19 protein-coding genes are annotated in these 21,094 nt (G+C 54.1%); 6 read left to right on the top strand and 13 right to left on the bottom strand.

The window, feature by feature from the left end:
* Positions 1-123 precede the first annotated feature (123 nt).
* The gene (locus tag LBW88_RS03020; RefSeq protein ID WP_224928914.1) at positions 124-507 is read left to right on the top strand and encodes a DUF6515 family protein; all 384 of its coding nucleotides are present in this window, start codon (positions 124-126) and stop codon (positions 505-507) included.
* 54 nt (positions 508-561) lie between these two features.
* On the opposite strand, the gene osmE is transcribed toward LBW88_RS03020, so the two are convergent.
* Entirely contained in the window at positions 562-897 is a 336-nt protein-coding gene (gene osmE / locus LBW88_RS03015; RefSeq protein WP_224928917.1) for an osmotically-inducible lipoprotein OsmE, read from the bottom strand.
* A 190-nt stretch (positions 898-1,087) separates the two neighbouring features.
* Here osmE and LBW88_RS03010 point away from each other — a divergent pair, with 190 nt between their 5' ends.
* The 3 genes from LBW88_RS03010 (at position 1,088) to cho (ending at position 4,196) form a co-directional block, all read left to right on the top strand.
* On the top strand, positions 1,088-2,278 hold the full coding sequence (locus tag LBW88_RS03010; protein WP_224928921.1) for a multidrug effflux MFS transporter: 1,191 nt from the start codon (positions 1,088-1,090) through the stop codon (positions 2,276-2,278).
* A 117-nt stretch (positions 2,279-2,395) separates the two neighbouring features.
* Positions 2,396-3,223, top strand: a complete 828-nt coding sequence (nadE, locus tag LBW88_RS03005; protein WP_224928924.1) for an ammonia-dependent NAD(+) synthetase — start codon at positions 2,396-2,398, stop codon at positions 3,221-3,223.
* Positions 3,224-3,335: 112 nt separating this feature from the next.
* Positions 3,336-4,196 (top strand): excinuclease Cho, encoded by an 861-nt coding sequence (gene cho / locus LBW88_RS03000; RefSeq protein WP_224928926.1) that lies wholly within the window; start codon positions 3,336-3,338, stop codon positions 4,194-4,196.
* 78 nt (positions 4,197-4,274) lie between these two features.
* On the opposite strand, the gene spy is transcribed toward cho, so the two are convergent.
* The 6 genes from spy to LBW88_RS02970 all read right to left on the bottom strand — a co-directional run bounded on the left by spy (position 4,275) and on the right by LBW88_RS02970 (position 11,132).
* Positions 4,275-4,772 (bottom strand): ATP-independent periplasmic protein-refolding chaperone Spy, encoded by a 498-nt coding sequence (spy, locus tag LBW88_RS02995; protein WP_224928929.1) that lies wholly within the window; start codon positions 4,770-4,772, stop codon positions 4,275-4,277.
* 281 nt (positions 4,773-5,053) lie between these two features.
* Positions 5,054-6,049 carry a succinylglutamate desuccinylase gene (astE, locus tag LBW88_RS02990; protein ID WP_224928932.1) on the bottom strand — a complete coding sequence of 332 codons (996 nt, stop codon included), beginning with the start codon at positions 6,047-6,049 and terminating at the stop codon, positions 5,054-5,056.
* A 43-nt stretch (positions 6,050-6,092) separates the two neighbouring features.
* Positions 6,093-7,421, bottom strand: coding sequence for an N-succinylarginine dihydrolase (astB, locus tag LBW88_RS02985; protein WP_224928934.1), 1,329 nt, complete (start codon positions 7,419-7,421; stop codon positions 6,093-6,095).
* A complete protein-coding gene (astD, locus tag LBW88_RS02980; protein ID WP_224928937.1) occupies positions 7,421-8,887 on the bottom strand; it encodes a succinylglutamate-semialdehyde dehydrogenase in 1,467 nt (488 codons plus the stop codon). Before astD ends, astB begins: the two co-directional genes overlap by 1 nt.
* A complete protein-coding gene (astA, locus tag LBW88_RS02975; protein WP_224928939.1) occupies positions 8,884-9,915 on the bottom strand; it encodes an arginine N-succinyltransferase in 1,032 nt (343 codons plus the stop codon). Before astA ends, astD begins: the two co-directional genes overlap by 4 nt.
* Positions 9,912-11,132, bottom strand: coding sequence for an aspartate aminotransferase family protein (locus tag LBW88_RS02970; RefSeq protein ID WP_224928942.1), 1,221 nt, complete (start codon positions 11,130-11,132; stop codon positions 9,912-9,914). Before LBW88_RS02970 ends, astA begins: the two co-directional genes overlap by 4 nt.
* 886 nt (positions 11,133-12,018) lie before the next feature.
* Here LBW88_RS02970 and LBW88_RS02965 point away from each other — a divergent pair.
* Together LBW88_RS02965 and LBW88_RS02960 are read left to right on the top strand one after the other, a co-directional pair.
* Positions 12,019-13,110, top strand: a complete 1,092-nt coding sequence (locus LBW88_RS02965) for a porin (RefSeq protein ID WP_320442522.1) — start codon at positions 12,019-12,021, stop codon at positions 13,108-13,110.
* 157 nt (positions 13,111-13,267) lie between these two features.
* On the top strand, positions 13,268-14,341 hold the full coding sequence (locus tag LBW88_RS02960; protein ID WP_224928945.1) for an alpha/beta hydrolase family protein: 1,074 nt from the start codon (positions 13,268-13,270) through the stop codon (positions 14,339-14,341).
* Here LBW88_RS02960 and LBW88_RS02955 read toward each other — a convergent pair.
* From LBW88_RS02955 to LBW88_RS02930, 6 genes are all read right to left on the bottom strand, one after another.
* Complete coding sequence (locus tag LBW88_RS02955) at positions 14,274-15,293, bottom strand: helix-turn-helix domain-containing protein (RefSeq protein ID WP_224928948.1); 1,020 nt, start codon at positions 15,291-15,293, stop codon at positions 14,274-14,276. The genes LBW88_RS02960 and LBW88_RS02955 overlap by 68 nt on opposite strands.
* Before the next feature lie 85 nt (positions 15,294-15,378).
* On the bottom strand, positions 15,379-16,815 hold the full coding sequence (locus tag LBW88_RS02950; protein ID WP_414004066.1) for a YchO/YchP family invasin: 1,437 nt from the start codon (positions 16,813-16,815) through the stop codon (positions 15,379-15,381).
* 211 nt (positions 16,816-17,026) lie between these two features.
* On the bottom strand, positions 17,027-17,824 hold the full coding sequence (locus tag LBW88_RS02945) for a glucose 1-dehydrogenase (protein ID WP_224928951.1): 798 nt from the start codon (positions 17,822-17,824) through the stop codon (positions 17,027-17,029).
* Positions 17,825-17,835: 11 nt separating this feature from the next.
* The gene (locus tag LBW88_RS02940; protein WP_224928953.1) at positions 17,836-18,903 is read right to left on the bottom strand and encodes an ABC transporter permease; all 1,068 of its coding nucleotides are present in this window, start codon (positions 18,901-18,903) and stop codon (positions 17,836-17,838) included.
* 19 nt (positions 18,904-18,922) lie between these two features.
* Positions 18,923-20,443, bottom strand: coding sequence for a sugar ABC transporter ATP-binding protein (locus LBW88_RS02935; RefSeq protein ID WP_224928955.1), 1,521 nt, complete (start codon positions 20,441-20,443; stop codon positions 18,923-18,925).
* A 9-nt stretch (positions 20,444-20,452) separates the two neighbouring features.
* Complete coding sequence (locus tag LBW88_RS02930; RefSeq protein ID WP_224928958.1) at positions 20,453-21,064, bottom strand: DUF2291 family protein; 612 nt, start codon at positions 21,062-21,064, stop codon at positions 20,453-20,455.
* Positions 21,065-21,094 lie beyond the last annotated feature (30 nt).

Here is a 21,094-nt window from a genome sequence, read left to right as displayed (position 1 = left end):
ATCGTGGCGCTAGCGTCAGGAAAGCGTTAAGCATGGTAAACAGACGAAAAATCAGCCACTTTTCTCTTGAGTTTTCTCATCAGAAGGCTAATTCTGCTATCAGTCATAGCAGGAGAATCACCGATGAAACACGTTATCGCCTCGGTGCTGGCGTTAACCTTATTAACGCCCGCCATTAGTTTTGCCCACCCTTACGGCTGGGGCCCCGGCCCAGGTCCACATTGGGGTGGTGGCCCACGTTGGGGCGGTCCTGGTCCGCTGCGCTTCTTACCTGAAGCGGCGACAGCGGTACTGATAGGCGGTCTCACCTATTACATGCTGAATGGTAACTACTACCAGCGCCAGGGCGATACCTACGTGGTGGTCCAGTCGCCTGAGGCGCCGCCAGAAGGTGGGATGCGCGTACTGGATTTCAACGGAAAACGCTATTACGTGCAGGAAGGTCACTACTATCAGCGTGAGATGGGCGGCAATTATGTTGAAGTGCCCCGCCCTTACGGACTGTAAGCGTTAAACGAAAAAAGGCCCGTCATTGACGGGCCTTTTTGCATTCGGCAAGAATTACTGCGCAGCTTGCGGATCGGTATCGTAGTCTTTACAGCTCTGGAAGCCGTAGTTCATTACGCGGCCCACATCGTTATAGCTGACAAAGTAGGTCTGTGGTTTACCATCACGCTCACCAATCACGTATGTCTGGCAAGTACCACGGGCATGTACCATGGTGATTTCAGTTGATGGCGCACCTGCAATCTGGCGAACCTGATCGCGCGTCATACCTTTTTTCACATCCTTAACCACCGGCTTAGTCACATAGCTTTCGGCTTTGTCATAAGTCGTACAACCAGACAGGGCTACCAGCGTCACAGCGGCAGCGATACATCCCAGCACTTTTTTCATCTTTATATTCCTCATACTTTGTCCATGTCACACTAAGCCTGGAACATAAATCCAGATTAATCAAATCAATGGCAATGTTTTAGGCAATTTCTGAAACGTTAGTTTTTCGTAAAGTTGCTGTGTTGCCGCTTCACGCTTCGTATAATCCCCCGGCAAAAAAATCTCAAGACATCAATAAGACAGAGGATCAATGACACCTGCACACTCTAATCGGCTGGTTTACGCCATTACGCTGGGCCTGCTTGCGGCACTCGGACCGCTCTGCATCGACCTGTATCTGCCCGCCTTACCTGAACTGGCGCGCGATCTGCACACCGAAACCGCCACCGCGCAGTTGAGTTTAACCGCAGGTTTGCTGGGGCTCGGCGCAGGACAATTGCTGTTTGGCCCGATGAGCGACAAATTTGGCCGTATTCGCCCCCTGATGCTGTCACTGGTGCTGTTGTTTATCGCTTCCATTGGCTGCGCGCTGGCAAAAGACATTCACTCGCTGCTGGTAGCACGTCTGTTTGAAGGCCTGGCGGGCGCTGGCGGTGCGGTATTGTCACGCGCCATCGCGCGCGATATGTACAGTGGCCATGAACTGACGCGTTTCTTTGCCCTATTGATGCTGGTAAATGGTCTGGCGCCGATTGGTGCGCCGGTGCTTGGCGGCGTGTTAATGACGGTGCTGAACTGGCGCGGCATTTTTGTGGTACTCGGGTGTATCGCCGTACTGCTAATCTTCCTCGCGCGCTGGAAACTGCACGAAACGCTGCCCGCCGAACGTCGCAGCCAGGGCTCGATCTTTTCCGCCTGGGCGGCTCTCGGCCAGGTGATCACCCATCGTCCATTTATGGGCTTTTGCCTGACACAGGGCTTTATGATGTCCGGGATGTTTGCCTACATTGGCGCTTCCCCGTTTGTGTTACAGCAAATCTATGGTTTGTCACCGCAGGCGTTTAGTTTCTGCTTCGCGGCCAATGGCTTCGGCCTGATTATTGCATCGCAAACCAGTGCACGTTTGTGCCCGCTTTGGGGTGAATATCGTGTTCTGAAAGGCGGGCTGACGCTGGCGTTTGTCGCGTCGAGTTGCCTGCTATTAGCCGGCCTGACTGGTGCGCCACTGCCGATTATTCTGCTGGCACTGTTCTTCACCATCGCCAGTAACGGTGTGATTGCGACCACGGCTTCGTCTCTTGCGATGCAGAGTCAGGGACATCGTGCGGGCAGCGCCTCGGCGGTGATTGGCGTCACCATGTTTACCTTAGGCGCCATTGCTGTGCCAGTGACCGGGCTGGGCGGCACCTCGGTGGCGAGCATGACGGGCACCATCTTTGGCTGCTTTATGCTGGCAATTTTGATGTTCATCCTGTTGGCACAAAAACCGAAAAGCGCCTGAAAAGCCTGCAAATAAGTGCGACAACAAGCCATGCGGCTTGTTGTTTGCCAGCGGAGGCGTTAGCTTTAGCAGATGATTCGCATTGTGCCGTCAGGCTACTGACTTGAGGAGAGGTTCATGTCACTGCAGCAGGAAATCATTGAAGCGTTGGGTGTGAAACCCGTTATCGATCCGCAACAGGAAGTCCGCGTCAGCGTCGATTTTCTGAAATCCTACCTGAAAGCCAATCCATTCCTGAAAACCCTGGTGCTCGGCATCAGCGGCGGGCAGGACTCCACGCTAACCGGCATTCTGTCTCAAACCGCCATTCGCGAGTTGCGTGACGAGACCGGCGATAAGGATTACACCTTTATCGCCGTGCGCCTGCCGTATGGCGTGCAGGCCGATGAACAGGATTGTCAGGATGCGCTGGCGTTTATCCAGCCGGATCGCACGTTGGTCGTGAATATCAAGGAAGCAATTCTCGCCAGTGAGCGCGCGTTGAAAGAAGCGGGCATCGTGGTTTCCGATTTCGTGCGCGGCAACGAGAAAGCGCGTGAGCGTATGAAGGCACAATACAGCATCGCCGGCATGACCAAAGGCGTGGTGGTGGGCACCGACCATGCGGCCGAAGCCGTGACCGGTTTCTTCACCAAATACGGTGACGGCGGCAGCGATATCAACCCGATTTTCCGCCTGCACAAAGGCCAGGGCAAACAGCTGTTAAAAACCCTCGGCTGCCCGGAACACTTGTATCTGAAGCATCCTACTGCCGATCTGGAAGACGATCGTCCTGGCTTGCAGGACGAAGTGGCGCTTGGCGTTACCTATCAACAGATTGACGCTTATCTGGAAGGCAAAACCATCGATGCCGCCGCCGCGAAGACCATTGAAGGCTGGTATCTGAAAACCGAACACAAACGTCGCCCGCCGATTACCGTGTTCGATGATTTCTGGAAAAAGTAACTTCTCTACGTTTCCCGCCGCTATCGCGGGAAACGCCCTCCTTCTGCCGCTGACTGGCGAGAAAAGCATCACGCTGATATACTGGACAGACAACCAGTAATCGGAGTGAGTTTTGGTCAGACGTGCAGCCAGCCACCGCCTCGAATTTGATGCGGCCGCGATTTATCAATATCCCGAACATTTACGTCAGTGGCTGGAAGGGTTACCCAATCAGCCTGGCGTTTATACCTTTCACGGTGACAGCGATAACCTGCCGCTGTATATCGGCAAAAGCGTCAACCTGCGCAGTCGGGTGATGTCGCATTTTCGCACCCCGGATGAAGCCAGTATGTTGCGCCAGGCACGGCGCGTGACCTGGATCCCTACCGCTGGCGATCTTGGTGCGCAATTGCTGGAAGCGCAGATGATCAAAACGCAGCAGCCGCTGTTTAATAAGCGCCTGCGCAAAAATCGTCAGCTTTGTTCTTTGCAGCTTGGCGATGGCGCTCCGCAGGTCGTGTACGCCAAAGATCTCGACTTCTCGTGCTCACCCAACCTCTACGGTTTGTTTCGCAGTCGCTTTGCGGCCATGGAAAAACTCAAGACGATTGCCGATGAACAGCGCCTGTGCCATGGATTGCTGGGATTAGAGCGTTTAACGCCGGGACGCGGCTGTTTTCGCGCCGCGCTAAAACGCTGCGCTGGGGCGTGTTGTGGCAATGAATCCATTGAAGCCCATCAGCAACGCTTGCATGAGGCGCTGGAACAGATGCGTGTGGTGTGCTGGCCGTGGCAAGGCCCGGTTGGCATGGTAGAAGTGGGAACGGCGATGACGCAGATTCACGTCATTGATCACTGGTTCTGGCTCGGTTCGGTCGCCACCGAAGTGGAGGCTCGCCAACTGCAGCGCGCACGTCAGGGTTTTGATCATGACGGCTATAAAATTTTGTGCCGCCCGCTACTGTCCGGGGTTTTCCCGCTGATTGAACTTTAAAACAAAACCGCCGACGCTGCCCAAAGCATCAGATGCAGTGGACAGCGTCGGCGGTCTCAAACCGATTAGCTAAACGGCTTATTCACCATCAGCCGGCGGTGGCGGCATTTTACCGTCATGCGGGCCTTTCTCTGTCAGACGTTTCTCAAAGTTGGCGTTGTACTGTTTTTTCTGTTCAGGCGTCAGCACGTTGTAAATCTTGTTCTGCGTTTCCATCATGCTCACCGCACGATCTTTCGCGTTGGCGGTCATTTTCTCAGCCTGCGCTTCGGCTTTCGCTTTATCGAAAGTATCTGAAGCGATGATGCTGTGGTCCGCACGGCGCTCTTCCAGAGATGGACGTTTCATCTCTTTATGGCTGTCACGCATGATGGTTTTGATCTGCGCTTTCTGCGCATCCGTCAAATTCAGGCCTTTGAACATCATCTCCATACCGTGATGACGCATTGGCGGCTTGTGCATTGGTTTTTCGCTACCTGCTGGCGGTGGTGTCAGATTGTCCGCTGCAGCGTGGACGATGTTGGCAGCACCAAGAGCCATTGCAGTAGCCAGGAACAGGGAAGTGAGTTTACGCATAATATTTGTCCTTACTATTCAGTTTCATGACGACAAGGTGTGTCGCGTCTTCGGAAACAAGCATACGACGCCTAACGTCAACTACTCAGAGTCTGAGTAAAGCCCTGAAAGCATAAAAGACAGTAATCAGGCAATCATGGAGAGAAAGAGAAGAAATGCGTGAGGAATTGCAAAAGAGTATGACAATCAAAGGGAAATACGCAGGAATTAAGGAGGAGTGTAACGGTATTGTCGGTTTTGCGGAAGGGAAAAATGGGTGAATTTCATTCACCCATTTTTATTTATAACGTCAGCGCCTGCGTTTGCGCGTTCTCTTCCACCAGCATCAAGCCAGCACGCAGGCCAGCGGCAACATGAGGATTGGGAAACAGCACATATTCGCGTGCCTGTTGCACGTAATAGCGCGTCTCACCCTCTTCTGCCAGCAACGTGCCCTGCGGAAACGCGGTAAAGTTCAGGGTTTCTGGCCCCATGTGCAGGACAAACTCGTCACTGTGACGGGTAATCTGCTGTGCCACGCGATAGTGTCGCGGCTGTTCCCGCACTTCTGGCAATGGCTCACCGTACAGCAATGCCGCCAGCGCCAACTGTACCGCCGCGAATTGGCTGAGATCGTTTTCACCAAACGGCAGCGCCTTCCCCAGTTCCAGCGTACAGCTGGCCGCATCGTGATGCTCACAGCTGTAGTGGGTAAAGGTGCCTCCTGGTGAACGATGAAACACCAATGCCTCCAGCTCTGCCGCCGCCAGCCAGTGCAGAAAATCGTCCGGCCATGGCTGAGGATTCAGCGGCATCACGCCGAAGCGCGCATGGTACGAGCCACGAATCGCGGTATGCAGATCGAGATGCCAGCGCACTTCATGATCGCGACACTCGTGCCAAAACCGCTCAAGCGCTTGCTCCAGCTGCAGCGTACGCTGGGCTTCAGGTAAGTCAGGCACCTTCTGCCAGCGCCCTCCGAACAAACGGTTAATATCATATTGCTGATAGCGTTTGCCGCTGCGCAGCGCTTCTGGATTGCCCAATATCACTAGCAACCGCACTGCCAACGGCTGATCTCCCCGCAGCAGTGGCTTCAGCAGCAGGTTAAGAATCTCAACCGGCGCCGTTTCGTTGCCGTGTACGCCGGCCGAGAGTACCAATGCCTGCTGCGTCGGCGCGTGTGGTGTCAGGGATAAAATGCCCTCGTCATGCCACTGCCACTGCAAATGGGCGTTGCTGCCCTGCCGCTGCTGGGGCGGCTTGCCTGACAGGGTCTGTTGTAGAAAATCCTGCATGTAGACTCCTTTTCAACTCAGAAGCTTGACTTCCACTCTGAGGTTAACGCTGAAATGCGTAGACACTGCCTAAGTCTAGCAGCTGTGTCAGCTCATCCAGCGCGGTGCGTCCTTCACGCAGCAATTGCGGATCGGCCAAATCGGCTTGCGTGAGGCGATCTCGGTAGTGGCGATCCACCCAGCTGTTCAGGGTGGTGAACAGGCGATCATTCATCAGTACCGCTGGATTGAGGGCCTGGCGCTCTGCTTCATTCAGCACCACGCGTAAACGCAGACAGGCTGGTCCACCGCCGTTACACATGCTCTCACGTAGGTCGAACACCGTGAGTTCACGAATCGGTCCGCCGCTCTCCACCAGCCCGGACAAATAGCGCCATACACCCGCGTGCTGGCGCGACTCTTCTGGCAGCACCAGTCGCATCCCACCTTCAGGATGCTGCAACAGCTGGCTGTTAAACAGATAGGTATTCACCGCGTCCGCCACTGACACTTGATCGCGTGGCACCACAATAGGCTGGAAGCCAGGCACGCGCGCCGCCAGCTGTTGCAATAACGCAGGCTGTTCAACAAACGCTTCTTCATGGCAGAACAGCACCTGCTGGTTGCTAACGGCGATGACATCGTTGTGGAACACGCCCTGATCGATTACCAGCGGGTTTTGCTGAGCAAACAGCGTGCGCTGGTCGTCGAGCTGATGCAGACGCGCCACCGCGGCGCTGGCCTCTCGCGTTTGACGTGCCGGATAACGCGCCGGTGCAGCGCCCTGCTGTTGCCCATCACGACCATAAATAAACAGCTGCACACCCGCATCACCATACCCGGCGCAAAAGCGGTTGTGGTTAGCGGCACCTTCATCGCCAAACAGGGCCACCTGCGGCAAAGCGTCATGCACGCTGAAGTGCTGCGGATCGCGGAAAATGGCGCGCAGCAAGTCGGCGGTTTCCGGCGCTTCGATGGCGCGATGAAACTTATTATTGAGGTTGGCCACGGTGAAGTGTACGCGGCCATCGGCGCTGTCGGCTGAAGGCGATACGGTAGCGGCATTCGCCACCCACATTGCCGAGGCAGAACTGGCCGCAGACAATAGCTGCGGTGCCTGCTGAGCGGCTTTCGCCAGTACCTGTTCATCCGTGCCAGCGAAACCCAGCTGGCGCAATAGCGGGATATTCGGCCGCTCATGCGGCGGAATCACCCCTTGCACGTAGCCCATGTCCGCCAGCGCTTTCATTTTCAACAGGCCCTGCTTCGCGGCCAGACGCGGGTTAGAAGGCTGCAGCTGATTGCGCGTTGAGGCTTCATTACCAAAGGAGAGCCCGGCGTAATGGTGCGTCAGGCCGACCAGTCCATCAAAGTTGGCTTCAAACGCTTTCATTATTCAGCTCCTTCCGCGGAGAAATCGAGTCCCGGCGATAAGCTGCCCGGCAACGCCAGGCTGGGGCTCTCCAAAGATGCCATCGGCCACGCGCAGTAATCCGCTGCATACCAGGCGCTGGCGCGATGGTTACCGGAAGCCCCCACACCGCCAAACGGCGCTGAGCTAGCGGCACCGGTTAACGGTTTATTCCAGTTAACAATCCCGGCACGCGCCTCCAGCAGCAGCTGGTCGAACTGCTCGCGCTGCGGAGAAATCAAGCCGCAGGACAAGCCGTAACGCGTCTGGTTGGCAATACGAATCGCCTGATCGTATTCATCGTAACGGATCACCTGCAGCAGCGGACCAAACACCTCTTCGTCAGGCAGTTTCGCCACGTCGGTCATCTCAATGATGCCGGGAGTGATAATGGCGCTGTCGCGATCCGGCCAGTGCATCGCCAGCAACACCTTGCCGCCCAGATCGATACGCTGCTGCCAGGCCGCATGAATATGTCCAGCGGCGGTAGGTGAAATCACGCTGCCCATAAAGGGTTGCGGTTCAGCATTCCAGGCGCCAGGTTGCAGACGTCCGGCCACTTCCACCAAACGCTGCAGGAAGGCATCGCCTGCCGCTCCGCGTTTCACCAACAGACGACGTGCACAGGTACAGCGCTGTCCAGCCGTAATAAAAGCTGACTGAATCGCAATGTGTACCGCGCCATCAAGGTCTGAAGGATCTTCAACGATCAGCGCATTGTTACCGCCCATCTCCAGCGCCAGCATTTTCTCGGGCTGCCCGGCAAACTGGCGGTGCAGGTGATAGCCCGTTGCGGCGCTGCCGGTAAACAGCAGGCCATCAATTTGTGGCTCATGCGCCAGCGCCTGGCCGGTTTCGCGCGCGCCCTGCAACAGCGCTATCACGCCTGCCGGCAGTCCCGCCTGCTCCCACAGCTCAACGGTTTTTTCCGCTGTCATCGGCGTGAGTTCACTCGGTTTAAACACCACGCAGTTGCCCGCCAACAGCGCAGGAACGATATGACCGTTCGGCAGATGGCCGGGGAAATTGTAAGGACCAAACACTGCGAGCACGCCATGCGGACGATGGCGCAGCGAGCTTTCACCGTCAGCCTGCTCTCCGGTACGGGTGTGATAGGCTTTCACCGAGATGGCGATTTTATTGATCATCGCCTGCACTTCGGTCAGGGTTTCCCAGCGCGGTTTACCGGTTTCTTTGGCGATGGTTTCTGCTAGAGCAGATTTGTGGCTCTCAAGTAATGTGGCGAAGGCTTCCACTACCGCCTGACGTTCTGCAAAAGGTTTGCGTGCCCACGCGGGAAAGGCGGCGCGTGCCGCCTCGCAAGCTGCCGCCACCTGCGCGCCGGTCGCGGCTCGGCCTTGCCACAACGTTTCACCGTTCACCGGGTTTTGTTTGGTTAACGCTTCCGCGCCGCCTGTCAGCCATTGACCATTAATGAAGTGCGTCATGCTTTTTTCTCCTCGCGGCACAGCGTGACTACACGCAATGCATCGCCATAATCGCAGCGCAACGTCGTGCGCTGATGTTCATTGATGCGTACTTTCCCGCTCGCCATATCGACGGGCAGCAGCGCCACGCGGAAATGCTGGTAATCACCGTTGGCGACCAGACACAGCGGCCAGTTTTCATCCGCTTCCCCTGCTTCCGCCTGAAGCAGATGACTTTTACGAATGGCGCGAATGCGATCAATCTCGCACTCCAGCGTTGGGCCGCCGTCAAAGATGTCGACGTAATTGAGATAACGAAACCCTTCCGCTTCCAGCACGGCGCGCGCGGGCGCTGTTTTCGGATGCACTTCGCCAATCACTTTTTGCGCCGCTTCACTGAGATAGTGGATGTACAGCGGATGTTTTGGCATCAGCTCGGCTATAAAAGCTTTCTGCCCGGTGCCGCTGAGGAAATCGGCCTCACGAAACTCCATCGAGAAGAAACGGCTGCCGACGCTGTCCCAGAACGGGGAATGACCGGTGTCATCACTGACACCGCGCATCTCTGCCACCACATGCTTCATGAAGCGGTCGCGGAAATTAGCCATAAACAGAAAGCGGGATTTCGACAGCAGATGGCCATTTTTGCCATCGCGATAATCGGGATCGAGGAACAGCGTGCACAGCTCGCTGCTGCCGGTGTGATCGTTACTCAACGACAACGTTGGCAAGCTGGCGTAGACGTTTAACTCTTTCGAGGCGTGTACCTGGGTGCCCACACGGAAGTTGTACCACGGGTCTTGAAGGCCCACGGCCACTTCAATAGCACAGATGCCGACAGCACGATTGTCTTCGCTGTCGGCCAGTACAAACACATAGCCTTGTTCAGCACGCGGTAGCGCGCCCTGCCAGGTGAGCAGAGAACGCTCAATACGCGCTTTCAGTGTATCGCTATCGGCGGGCAGCGAAGTTAAGCCGCCCCCGGTTTTGCCCGCCAGCGACAGCAACTGCGCAAGGTCGTCACGTTCGACGGGGCGAATCACCATCATGATGCGGCTCCTGTGAGCACGCGAGCGCAGGCACGTTCAAAGCGCGCCAGTCCCTCTTTCACTTCCGCTTCGCTGATGTTCAGCGCTGGCGCGAAACGCACCACGTTAGCACCGGCAATCAGCACCATTACGCCTTCTTCAGCCGCCGCCAGGTTGAACTGCTTCGCTTTCCCGGCAAAGTCTTCATTCAGCACGGCGCCAATCAATAGCCCGAGGCCGCGAACTTCTTTAAAGATCGGCAGGCGCTGATTCATCTCCTGCAAAGCATCGACAAACCACTGGTGGCGCTGCGCCACGCCAGCCATAAAATCGGGTTGGTTAATTAGCTCCATCACTTTACCCGCGACCGCACCCGCCAGCGGGTTACCGCCGTAGGTGGTGCCATGGGTGCCCACGCCCATTACCAATGCCAGGTCTTCGCGTGTCAGCATCGCGCCAATCGGGAAGCCGCCACCCAGCGCTTTGGCAGTGGTCAGGACATCCGGCGTCACGCCATAATGCATGTAGGCATACAGCGAACCGGTACGACCTACGCCGCTTTGCACTTCATCAAAAATCAGGGTTGCCTGATGTTTGTCGCACAGTTCACGCAGGCCACGCAGGAAACCAGGATCGGCAGGTAACACACCGCCCTCACCCTGAATAGGTTCGACAATAACTGCACAAGTGTGGTCGTTGATCAGTGCTGCGGCGGAGGCCAGATCGTTGAAGGTGGCATGCTCAATGGCCGGCGGCAGCGGTGCAAAATCACGAGAGTAAGCCGGTTGTCCGCCTGCTGAAACGGTAAACAGCGTGCGTCCATGAAATGCATTATTGAAGGCTACGATGCCATTTTTCTCTGCACCAAAACGATCGTGTGCGACTTTACGGGCCAGCTTTAGTGCCGCCTCATTGGCTTCTGCCCCGGAGTTACAGAAGAACACGCGATCGGCGAAGGTGGCGTCAATGAGTTGTTTAGCCAGACGCAAAATAGGTTCATTGGTATAGCCATTGCCGGTATGCCACAGTTTTCCTGCCTGATCTGTCAGTGCCTGCTGCAACGCCGGATGCGCATGCCCTAAAGCATTCACTGCAATGCCACCTGCAAAGTCGATGTAATCCTTACCTTGTTGATCCCAGAGTGTTGAACCTTCCGCACGGACCGGAACAAAAGACGCGGGGGCGTATACCGGCATCATCCATTGATCAAAATCGTGACGTGAAACTTGCAGTGACATAGCCATTTCTCCTGCTCCACTTCAGGTGAAGCTTTTGTTTTAAAATTGTTAAAAGCTGTTGTATTGCCGCTCTACTGTAGAGTGCAGCAAGCGTGCCAGCTAGCGAAAAAAATGCATAAATCACCTGACGCAACGAAATATCAATAACTTAAAACACCTCACTATTCATTAAAATTGCATAAAAAGTGAATAGATGTCTGATGGAGTGAGTGTGGCAGTGATTTCTTTAGCAGATTTATGCAATTACAAAATGAAATAGTGCTTTTGTGATCGGAGAGGGAATATTTCGCCAGAAAGGTGCGCTAAACGCCCTAATTTAGGGCGGCTTGTGCAATCTCGGTGCACGTATGCGCGGTCATTGTGCAGATATTATCAAGAGGCTAAATGCCAGAGTTGAGATCTTTATTAACATCCAGCGAACAGATTGAATATCTTTTAAGCAAAGTTTATTAAACGAAAGCTAAATAACATTTAGTGACTATGGTTATTATCAAAGCGGAAATAAAAAGACACAAAGTGGTGAACTTGATAATTACCGTGCTAATGATTAGGTGGGTTTCGATATTTGTTATTGAACAATAAAGCATAGGCTTGTGCTATTTAACCAAAATATTAAAAAGGTTATTTACTGTTCTTTAATTTTAAATAAACCGTTTATTTTCAATAAAATACATATTTTATTCGCATTCTAATGGATGCATGATGGGATAAGTTTATCCAATGTAAAATCCCATATAATGGAAGTTGAGATTAAAAATCACACAAAAAGCCAATCGGAAATATTTAGTTACAGATATTGCACTGTTGATCTTGAACCTTTTGTGTCATTTTCTTTTCACCCCGATTACGGGGACACAATTAAAAAATATCACAGGGTAAATTATAAATGATGAAGCGCTCCTTACTGGCAGCAGTGATGCCTTTACTGCTGGGACTTTCTTCGGCTCAGGCCGCCGAAATCTATAACAAAGATGGCAACAAGCTGGACCTGACCGGCAAAATCAACGTTTCGCATCTGTTCTCTGATAACGACAGCGCAAACGGTGAAGTTTCTTCCTATACCCGTCTGGGCTTTAAAGGCGAAACCAAAATTAATGACCAACTGACCGGCTATGGTCAGTGGCAATACCAGTACAGCCTGAGCAACTCTGAAGGCAGCGATGCCAACTCAGGCAACAAAACCCGTCTGGGCTTTGCGGGTCTGAAAATTGCTCAGTTCGGTTCAATCGACTACGGCCGTAACTACGGCCTGGTGTATGACGTGCTGGGTTACACCGATATGCTGCCATACTTTGGTGGTGATTCAGGTTACACCGATGCGTTCCTGTCAGGCCGTTCGACCGGTGTGCTGACCTGGCGTAACAAAGATTTCTTCGGTCTGGTGAAAGGCTGGAACGTTGCCGCGCAGTATGAAGGCAAAAACGAGCGCTCTGATAGCGCGACCGCCAGCAACCTGGCTGTTCGTCGTTCGAATGGTGACGGCTTTGCGCTGTCAACGTCTTATGACTTTGACTTTGGTCTGAGCCTGGTAGGTTCTTACGCTAATCTGGATCGCGTAACTGCACAGAACACCGCGACCTACGGCCGTGGCGATAAAGCACAGAGCTGGGCAGCCGGTCTGAAATACGATGCTAACCAGATTTACCTGGCGACCATCTATGGCGAAACGCAGAATGCGACGCCTATCGGTAACAGCGGTTTCGCTAACAAAGCGGTTAACTTTGAAGCCGTTGCACAGTATCAGTTCCTGAACGGCCTGCGTCCATCACTGGGCTATGTGTCTTCTCGCGCGAAAGATGTCGAGAACAACGTGGGCGATACCGATCTGTTCAAGTACGTTGCCGTTGGCGTGACTTACTACTTCAACAAGAACATGTCCGCTTACGCAGAATATAAAATCAACCTGTTGAAAGATAACAACGCGTTGAACATCAACACTGACGACGTAACTGCTGTTGGTCTGGTGTATCAGTTCTAAGTGAGTATCCCTCATTGCATACCGGCTAGTGTCGGCTGGGTATGAGCCAGGGGCAGCGCAAGCTGCCCTTTTTTATTGTCGTTATACAGGTACTCAATCGTGATTGAGGACGCGATAACTGACTGTTTCCGTTATTACTCTTCATGATTTTACACTCATGGAGACTACGTTAATGATTCGATTTTGTATTTGTGCACTTATGCTGATGATGTGTGCGTCGCTTGCACAGGCCGCAACGGGCTTTCGTCAAATAACACTTGAAAGCCAGGGCAACCGTCCGCTCAATGTTGCTTTTTGGTATCCCACTGCCGCCACGGGCGTCTTTGAAGAAGTGGGTGAGAACCCCGTGTTCTATGGTGAGTCGGTGTTACGCAATGCAACGCCTCGTCCAGGACAGCATCCTTTAGTCCTTCTGTCTCACGGCTATGGCGGTAACTGGCGTAACCTCAACTGGTTGGCGCATGCACTCACTGTGCAGGGATATATCGTCGCTGCCCCCAATCATCCCGGTACAACAACTGAGAATCACGATCCTGCTACTGCCCGGAAACTTTGGCTGCGTCCAGATGATATCAGCCGGGTACTTGATCGGTTATTGGCAGACGAACACCTGGCAGGAAAGGTCGATTCGTTGCGCATCGCCGCCATCGGCCACTCACTTGGAGGGTGGACAGTGATGGAGTTAATCGGTGCCCGGTTTTCGTCAAACAGATTTGTTCAGGATTGTCAGAACCACGCGCAACTAGCAGACTGTCAATTAATCGAGACTTTAGGTATCAGCAATACAAAAACCGCTTCTTTATTAGATGCTCAATTACGTAACCCACGTATTAAAGCGGCCGTATCGCTTGATCTTGGTCTGGCGCGCGGATTCACACCTGAGAGCCTGGCAAGGGTTTCTGTGCCAGTGCTGGTGTTATCCGCAGAACAAGACAGTGCTGAACTTCCCGCCTCACTGGTATCCGGCTATCTGGCGCAGTATCTTCCGCCGCAACAGACATCGTTTTCACGTATAAGAGGCGCAACCCACTTTAGTTTTATGCAGCGCTGTAAACCCCATGGTGCTGAGTTAATCGAACAATCTTCCCCTGGTGAGGGCTTCGTTTGCCGGGATCAAGGCAGCCGCACCCGCGCCGATATTCATCAGGAGTTAATCGCCCGTATCACTCGCTTTCTGACAGCGGCATTGACCCCGCCTGCTGACGAAATGCACTCGGCGTCTGTCCGCTAATGCGCAAAAACTCGCGATTGAAATTTGATTTAGTGGTGAATCCTGACGCCAGCATCACCTCCGTAATCGGCAGTGAGCTGCTTCGAAGCAACTGCTGCGCATGAGCGATGCGAAAACCATTTATCCACTGAGAAACATTGCAGTGGTAAGTCGCATTGATCGCACGTGAGATATGACGCGAGGGAATACCGGATTTGCGTGCTAACAGATTCAACGTGAGTTGTGTATTAAGGAACAGGTCATCCTGCCGCAGTCGATTTTCCAGTTGCAGGCACAAGGCTGCCTGCTCAGGCGTCTGCAACGGAGAAGAATCGGGCAGTACTGTCTCAATACTCACTTCCCGGGGGCGGGTCCGTGCTGCAAGTACAATCGCCAGACTAAGCAAAGGCAGCATTAAACTTTGCAGTATCGCGATGATTTGTGGCACAAGCTTGCCCTGATGCAAAGTGAATTCGAGCGCCACCAGCAAATCTGTCATACCAGAGAAGCAAAGAAAAACACCGGCGGTAAGAGCCATTCTTGCCGCCAGGCCGACTTCACCGATGCGCGCATCGCTAAATCGATCCCCACCGCCTGAGCCCATAAGAATCAATGTCGCCCCGTATCCGATGTAAAGCACAAATAGCGCGCTATCAATGGCTTCTGGCCAGAACTGCATAATGATGATGGCCAGCGCGGGTGGGACGATTTTCCAGCGTGAATATTGATGAGTCGTATGCGGGCTGAAACAGTGCCAGGCCAGCGCCGGGATTAGCGTTGCTAATAACACGCGCAAAGCCATGAGTGGTGTTGACGGCCAGATCCAACGTAATGCTCCCACCGCCAGTAACAGTGAGCAGACGACCAGAAATAGCAGCGTGGTTTGGTGGCGTTGCTTATCGTTCGCCGCTAAGGTCACGATTAAAATTAGCAGCACCAGTAGCGTAACCAGCGGAACCGGAATTGAAGGCATGCAGTAAGAATCCATTCTTGACAATAAGCCGCTATCTTACCAGGTTCATGCACTGAAGTGGCTGGAATTTCGTCGATGACCGTTTTTAAGGCGCCAGCAAATCGAAGCGATTATCCTCACCGGAATTAATGCTAAACGGTTCCTGGATTTGCAGCGTAATCCAGTTGGAAGTCACCCGCCCCCCCTTGCTGTCTTCCAGCGTAACCGCCAGACGATAGCTGTTAGTGGCGTCAGATGCGCTGTTCCACGCGGGCATAATAATGCTCCACCCTTGCGGATCGTTAGGATTCGCACCCGGCGTGAGGCTTAACGCCTGGGTATCGCCCTGCCACGTCACCCTGGTTATCGGATTCGCATTGCGGATTTGCAATTTCAGCGGCAGGCTTTCGCCGCCGTTTAATTGCCATGGCGGTGTGGCGAGGAATACCGATAAGGTTTTGCGCTGACGATACTCCACCACCGGCGTATTGTTGCGCGTCACCATGTCGTAACGGCTGCCGCGCAGCGAACGCGCTTCGGCCACGTTATCGGCACTCAACTGCTGGCTCAACGGCACGCCGAAACGATAGTTAAGATGTAAACCCAGCTGATCCTGACTTTCACCTTCATTACTGGTTTTGTGGCTGGCAGAAAATGTCACCAGCGGTACCGGCGTGTACGAGACGCCAAAAGTCAGTGCCGAAGGATTGTGATAGGTATTGCCGCTGCTAAACAGATCCACATCATCGCCCAGATACTGCTCCCAACTTACCGACATGCCGAGTTGGCGATAAAACGGCAGATAGCCCTGAGTGGTGAAGTCGTAGCCGCGCGCCATTCGTTGCTGCTGGAAGGGATCGCGGTTTTGCCAGCCCGATAGCGGTGTGTAGTAATTAGCCGAGAAGCGCAGGTAATCGCCCCAGGCTTCGGTTCCCACTGAAGCGCGCTGCAATCCGCTGTTGAACATGCGATCGACAAAACCGTTATAACCGAGCAGCCATTTGCCCGCCGTCCAGCGTTGTCCTAAGCCGATATTGCCCACCAGCCCATCATCCGTTTGGTGGAAGCCCACCTCACTAAACGTCAGATATTGATAGCGATCGGCCCACGGCGTAAGCAGAGAGGCGCCACTGCCGGTGAAGTTACCATCCATATCGACGTTAAAATCGATCTGCGCTTTACCATAAGGCGATAGCAGAGATTGGCCCTCATCCACCACGCGGTTTGCCACTTCATCGCGGAAATGATTAAACGCCCAGATACCCGCCTGATGACCAAAAGTGTTGTCACTGGTGCTGTCCTGACTGGCTTCACCAATGCTCTTAGCGATGGTCGCCAGATTTTTGCTGAAAGCCGCATTCTCATCTTCATAGCCAAGTGCGGGGAGATCGCTGGCCATCTTCTGGAAGCGTTCAGGATCGCTAAAAGGCGCATCAGCGACATGCGTGTCAGTGACCAGCGCCAGAGCAGGCGCGGTGAAAAGCAGCCCCGTTGCAGCGGGCAGCATGCGCAGTGATTTGAAAGCAGAGAAAACAGATGTCATAGCAAAAACAGGCTTTTATCCAGTTTAGAATTTGAAGTGGCTCACAAAACTGTACTGGAATACCCTAACACATTCTGCCGATATTGCAGAAAAAGCCGGGCTGAATTAGGACATCGCCTGATTCGCAAAAGGCATCATCTTATCTTGATAGCGACATCGCTCCGCAGAGCGCCCTGCGTAAAGCCCCGCAAGACGCTCACGGCTGCTGCGATTAGGAGAAGATCAGCCCGCCATCCACATTGATGGTTTGACCGGTAATGTAGCGCGCATCATCCGAGGCGAGAAACGCCACCAGCCCGGCGACGTCTTGCGGCTGCCCGGCGCGTTTCAGCGGGATATTTTCCACCCATTCCGCCATCAACTCGCCTTTGCCATACTGCTTTTTATCGCTGCTAAGAATTTCTCCCCAAACGCGATCGTTGTAATCCCACATCTCACTTTCGATGATGCCCGGACAGAAGGCATTCACGGTGATGTGCCACGGCGCCAATTCCAGCGCCAGGCTCTGAGTAATACCGATGACGCCCATTTTACTGGCTGCATAGTGTGGCGTGTAAATAAAACCCTGCCGCCCCTGCCCTGATGAGGTGTTGATCAGGCTGCCGCTGCCCTGCTTCACCATATATTTCGCCGCCTCGCGGCAGCACAGCCACACGGCCGTGGTGTTGACCGCCAGAATTTTTTCAAAGTCGCTCTTTGGCATTGAATCAAAGCGATCAATCGTGATCACCCCGGCATTTTGGATCGACACATCAATGGTGCCGAAGCGCTCCGCCGCCTGCTGGTAAAGCTGCTGAACCGCCGTCTCATCGGTCACATCCACCTGCAGCGCCAGAATCTCGCTGCCGTACTGTTCTTCCAGCGCCTGCGCCGTGGTGAATACCCGATCCGAGTTAGACACCATTACCAGCCGCGCACCATCCCGCGCAAATCGTGCGGCAATGCCCGCGCCAATCCCGCGGCATGCGCCGGTAATCACCACCGTTTTTCCACTAAAATCGCGTGTCATGTTGCCTCCTGTTATCCATGCGTTGCTTCAGGCAGGGCGGCCGATTGCTGCTTTTTTTCATGTCTGCGCAGCAGCACCACCTTACTTTGTAATTTTTGCTGGAACTGGTCGATCACCACGGCGGTAACAATCACCAGCCCTTTAATCACCATTTGCCAGAAATCGCTGACGCCCATCATCACCATGCCATCGGCGAGGAACACGATGACAAAGTCACCAATAATCGAACCCGATACGCGCCCGCGCCCTCCTGCCAGCGCGGTTCCGCCCAAAACGGTTGCGCCGATGGCGTCCATCTCGAACATGTTGCCGGTCATTGGGTGCGCAGTTTGCAGCTGGGATGCGACGATCAATCCCACCAGCGCAGCGCACAAACCCGAGAAGGCATAAACGAACACTTTGACTTTGATGATCGGCACACCCGCCAGACGAGCCGCGGATTCATTGCCGCCGGTGGCATAGATGTAACGGCCCAGCGGGGTTTTGCGCGTCAGATAGAGGCCGAGCAGCAGGAAGCCAATCATCAACCAGATAGGAATATAAACGCCGAGCACGCTGCCGGATCCCAGCATGGCGAAACCGGTGTTGCCGAGCGCCGTAACACCCACCAGATTGGCGTAAGTGCTGCCATCGTTGAACAGTAACGCGGCCCCGCGTGCCACATACATCATGCCGAGGGTGCAGATAAAGGGCGCGACGCCCAGACGTGTGACGACGGTGCCATTGATCAGCCCCAGCCCGATGCCGAACAGCGCCACCACCAGGATCACTTCCGGCACGTTAAAGAACAGCGTATTGCCGCCCCACAGCGGCACGCCATTGGTGAGCAGCGCCCCTGCCACCATGCCGCAGATGCCCGCCACCGCGCCGACAGACAGATCGATGCCACCCGTCAGGATCACCAGCGTCATGCCAATCGCCAGCAGCCCGGTAATGGCAACGTGCTGCGTCATGATCAGCAGGTTTGAAGTAGTCAGGAAGTTGGGCACCATAAAGCTGAAAAAGCCCACCACGATCAGTAACGCAATAAAGGTTCGCGCTTTCAGCAAGTACATATAAAGCAGGTATTTCTGGTTCATTTATTGCTCTCCTGCGGGCTCAATCATGCGGTGTTGAGGCGCTAATCAGCGCTTCTCGCGTTGCCGCGCTGCGCGGTAAATCGGCGGTAATACGGCCATCGGCCATCACCAGAATGCGATCGGCCAGTGCCATCACCTCGTCCAGTTCAGAAGAGGAGAACATCACCGCCAGACCTTGCTGTGCGAGATTGCCAATCAGGTGATACACGTCCGTTTTTGCCCCCACATCGATTCCACGCGTAGGTTCATCCAGCAGCACCACCTGTGGGCCGGTCATCAGCGCTTTTCCCAGCACCACTTTCTGCTGGTTGCCACCGCTAAGTGAGGTGATCGGTAGATCCGGGTCGCTGACTTTAATGGCAAGATGGCCAATCATTTCATCGACGCGGCTTTGCTCTTTACGGGGATTGAGTAATCGCAGCGCACGGCGGAAACCGCGCAGGCTGAGATCGCTGAGCGTCATGTTGGCGGTGATCGACATTAACTGCACCACGCCCTCGGTCTGTCGGTCTTCCGGCACCAGCGCAATGCCTTTTTTTAACCGCTGCTGGAAGTTGCGTTTATCCAGTACTTCACCGTTCAGGCTGACGCTGCCAGACTGACAATGCATCATGCCAATCAGCCCTTTAAACAATTCCGTGCGTCCCGCGCCCAGCAAACCGTAAATGCCGATCACTTCGCCTTTACGCAGCGAAAACGACACATCATTGAGCTTGTAGCCGCCATTCTGATGCAGTGCCGTCAGCCCGTTGACGTTCAAAATCGTTTCGCCCTGAGTGGCGGGCTGATAGTCGAAGTGTTTTTTCTTGTCGCCGACCATCTGTTCGATGATCCAGGGAACCGAAGCGTCACGCACTTCTCGCTCACTGATAAAGCGGCCGTCACGAAAAATGGTGATGTGATCGCCAATCTCCATCAGCTCTTCCAGTCGATGCGAGATATAGATGATGGTGACGCCACGCCGTTTCAGCTGGTCAATCACGTTGAACAGCACCTTCACTTCAGACTGGCTGAGCGCACTGGTGGGTTCATCCATGATCAGCACGCGCGTATCTTTCGACAGCGCCCGGGCAATCTCGACCAGCTGTTGATGGCCAATCCCCAATTCGCCCAGCGCCGCATAAGGGTCAACATCCAGCTCAAGCCGCTCAAGCAACGATTTCGCCAACGCATATTGATACTTTTCGTTAATCACACCGCGCTGGAAAAATTCATTGGCGATAAAGATGTTGTCCATCACGTTCATGTTGGGGAACAGATTAAGTTCCTGAAAGATGATGCTGATACCGTGCTTTTCCGCCTGATGAGTGGAGTTGAGCGACACCACTTCGCCATCCAGCAGAATTTCACCGGACGAAGGGGTTTCCACGCCCGCCAGCATCTTCATCATGGTGGATTTACCGGCACCGTTTTCACCAATCAGCACGTTCACTTTGTTGCGATAGACGCGATAGTTCACCTGATCGAGCGCGGTGACGCCGGGGTAAATACGCGAAACATTGCGGGTTTCGATAATCACGTCACTTTGAGGATTTTGCATGCCCGCTCCTTACTGCCGCACGATGGCAGCAGGTGTGACATTCGGCACCTGCTCAGGGGTATCGAAGCTGCTGAACACGCCAGAAAGCTGCACTTTATCGCCCACTTTGGGCTTAAAGGCGCTCATCATATTGGCGGCCTGCTGATTAATGGCGCGGCTGTAGTCACCAAACAACACCTGATCGTTGAAGTCCTGATAGCTGGCCCCTTTATAGGCATCACGCAGCACCGTGCCGGGGAAAATCGGACCGACCTGCACCGTCACGTTATCGCCGGAAACGTCTTTCACCGTCATGCGCCCATTGCGTGACGTGGTGTTCACCGCCGTCACCTCACCGCTAACCTTGACGCTGAACACACAAGGATTCTCCTCTTGCGACCGGTAGCCGTAGGTTTGACAGGCGCTGTCAAAATCTTTAGCGGATTTCAGCGCGTTGAGCAGTTCGGCGACTGGTTTTGCATCATGCTGAATCTGCGGCACCAGTTTCTGCTGCCAGGTCTGAGCGATATTGGCCATTTTCGGATTCGGGGGATTTTTCAGGTCGGCCAGCTCCTGCTGCGACACAATGCGGCAACCGCTAAGGATCACGATAGGCAGCAGTAACCAGAGTCGTTTGTGCATCACATTCTCCTGGGGCGCCTGCATAACAGG

Origin of the sequence: Pantoea sp. alder81 (genome assembly GCF_020179835.1) — a bacterium.
Classification (GTDB): Bacteria; Pseudomonadota; Gammaproteobacteria; order Enterobacterales; family Enterobacteriaceae; genus Pantoea.
This window is presented reverse-complemented; position numbering and strand designations above follow the sequence as displayed.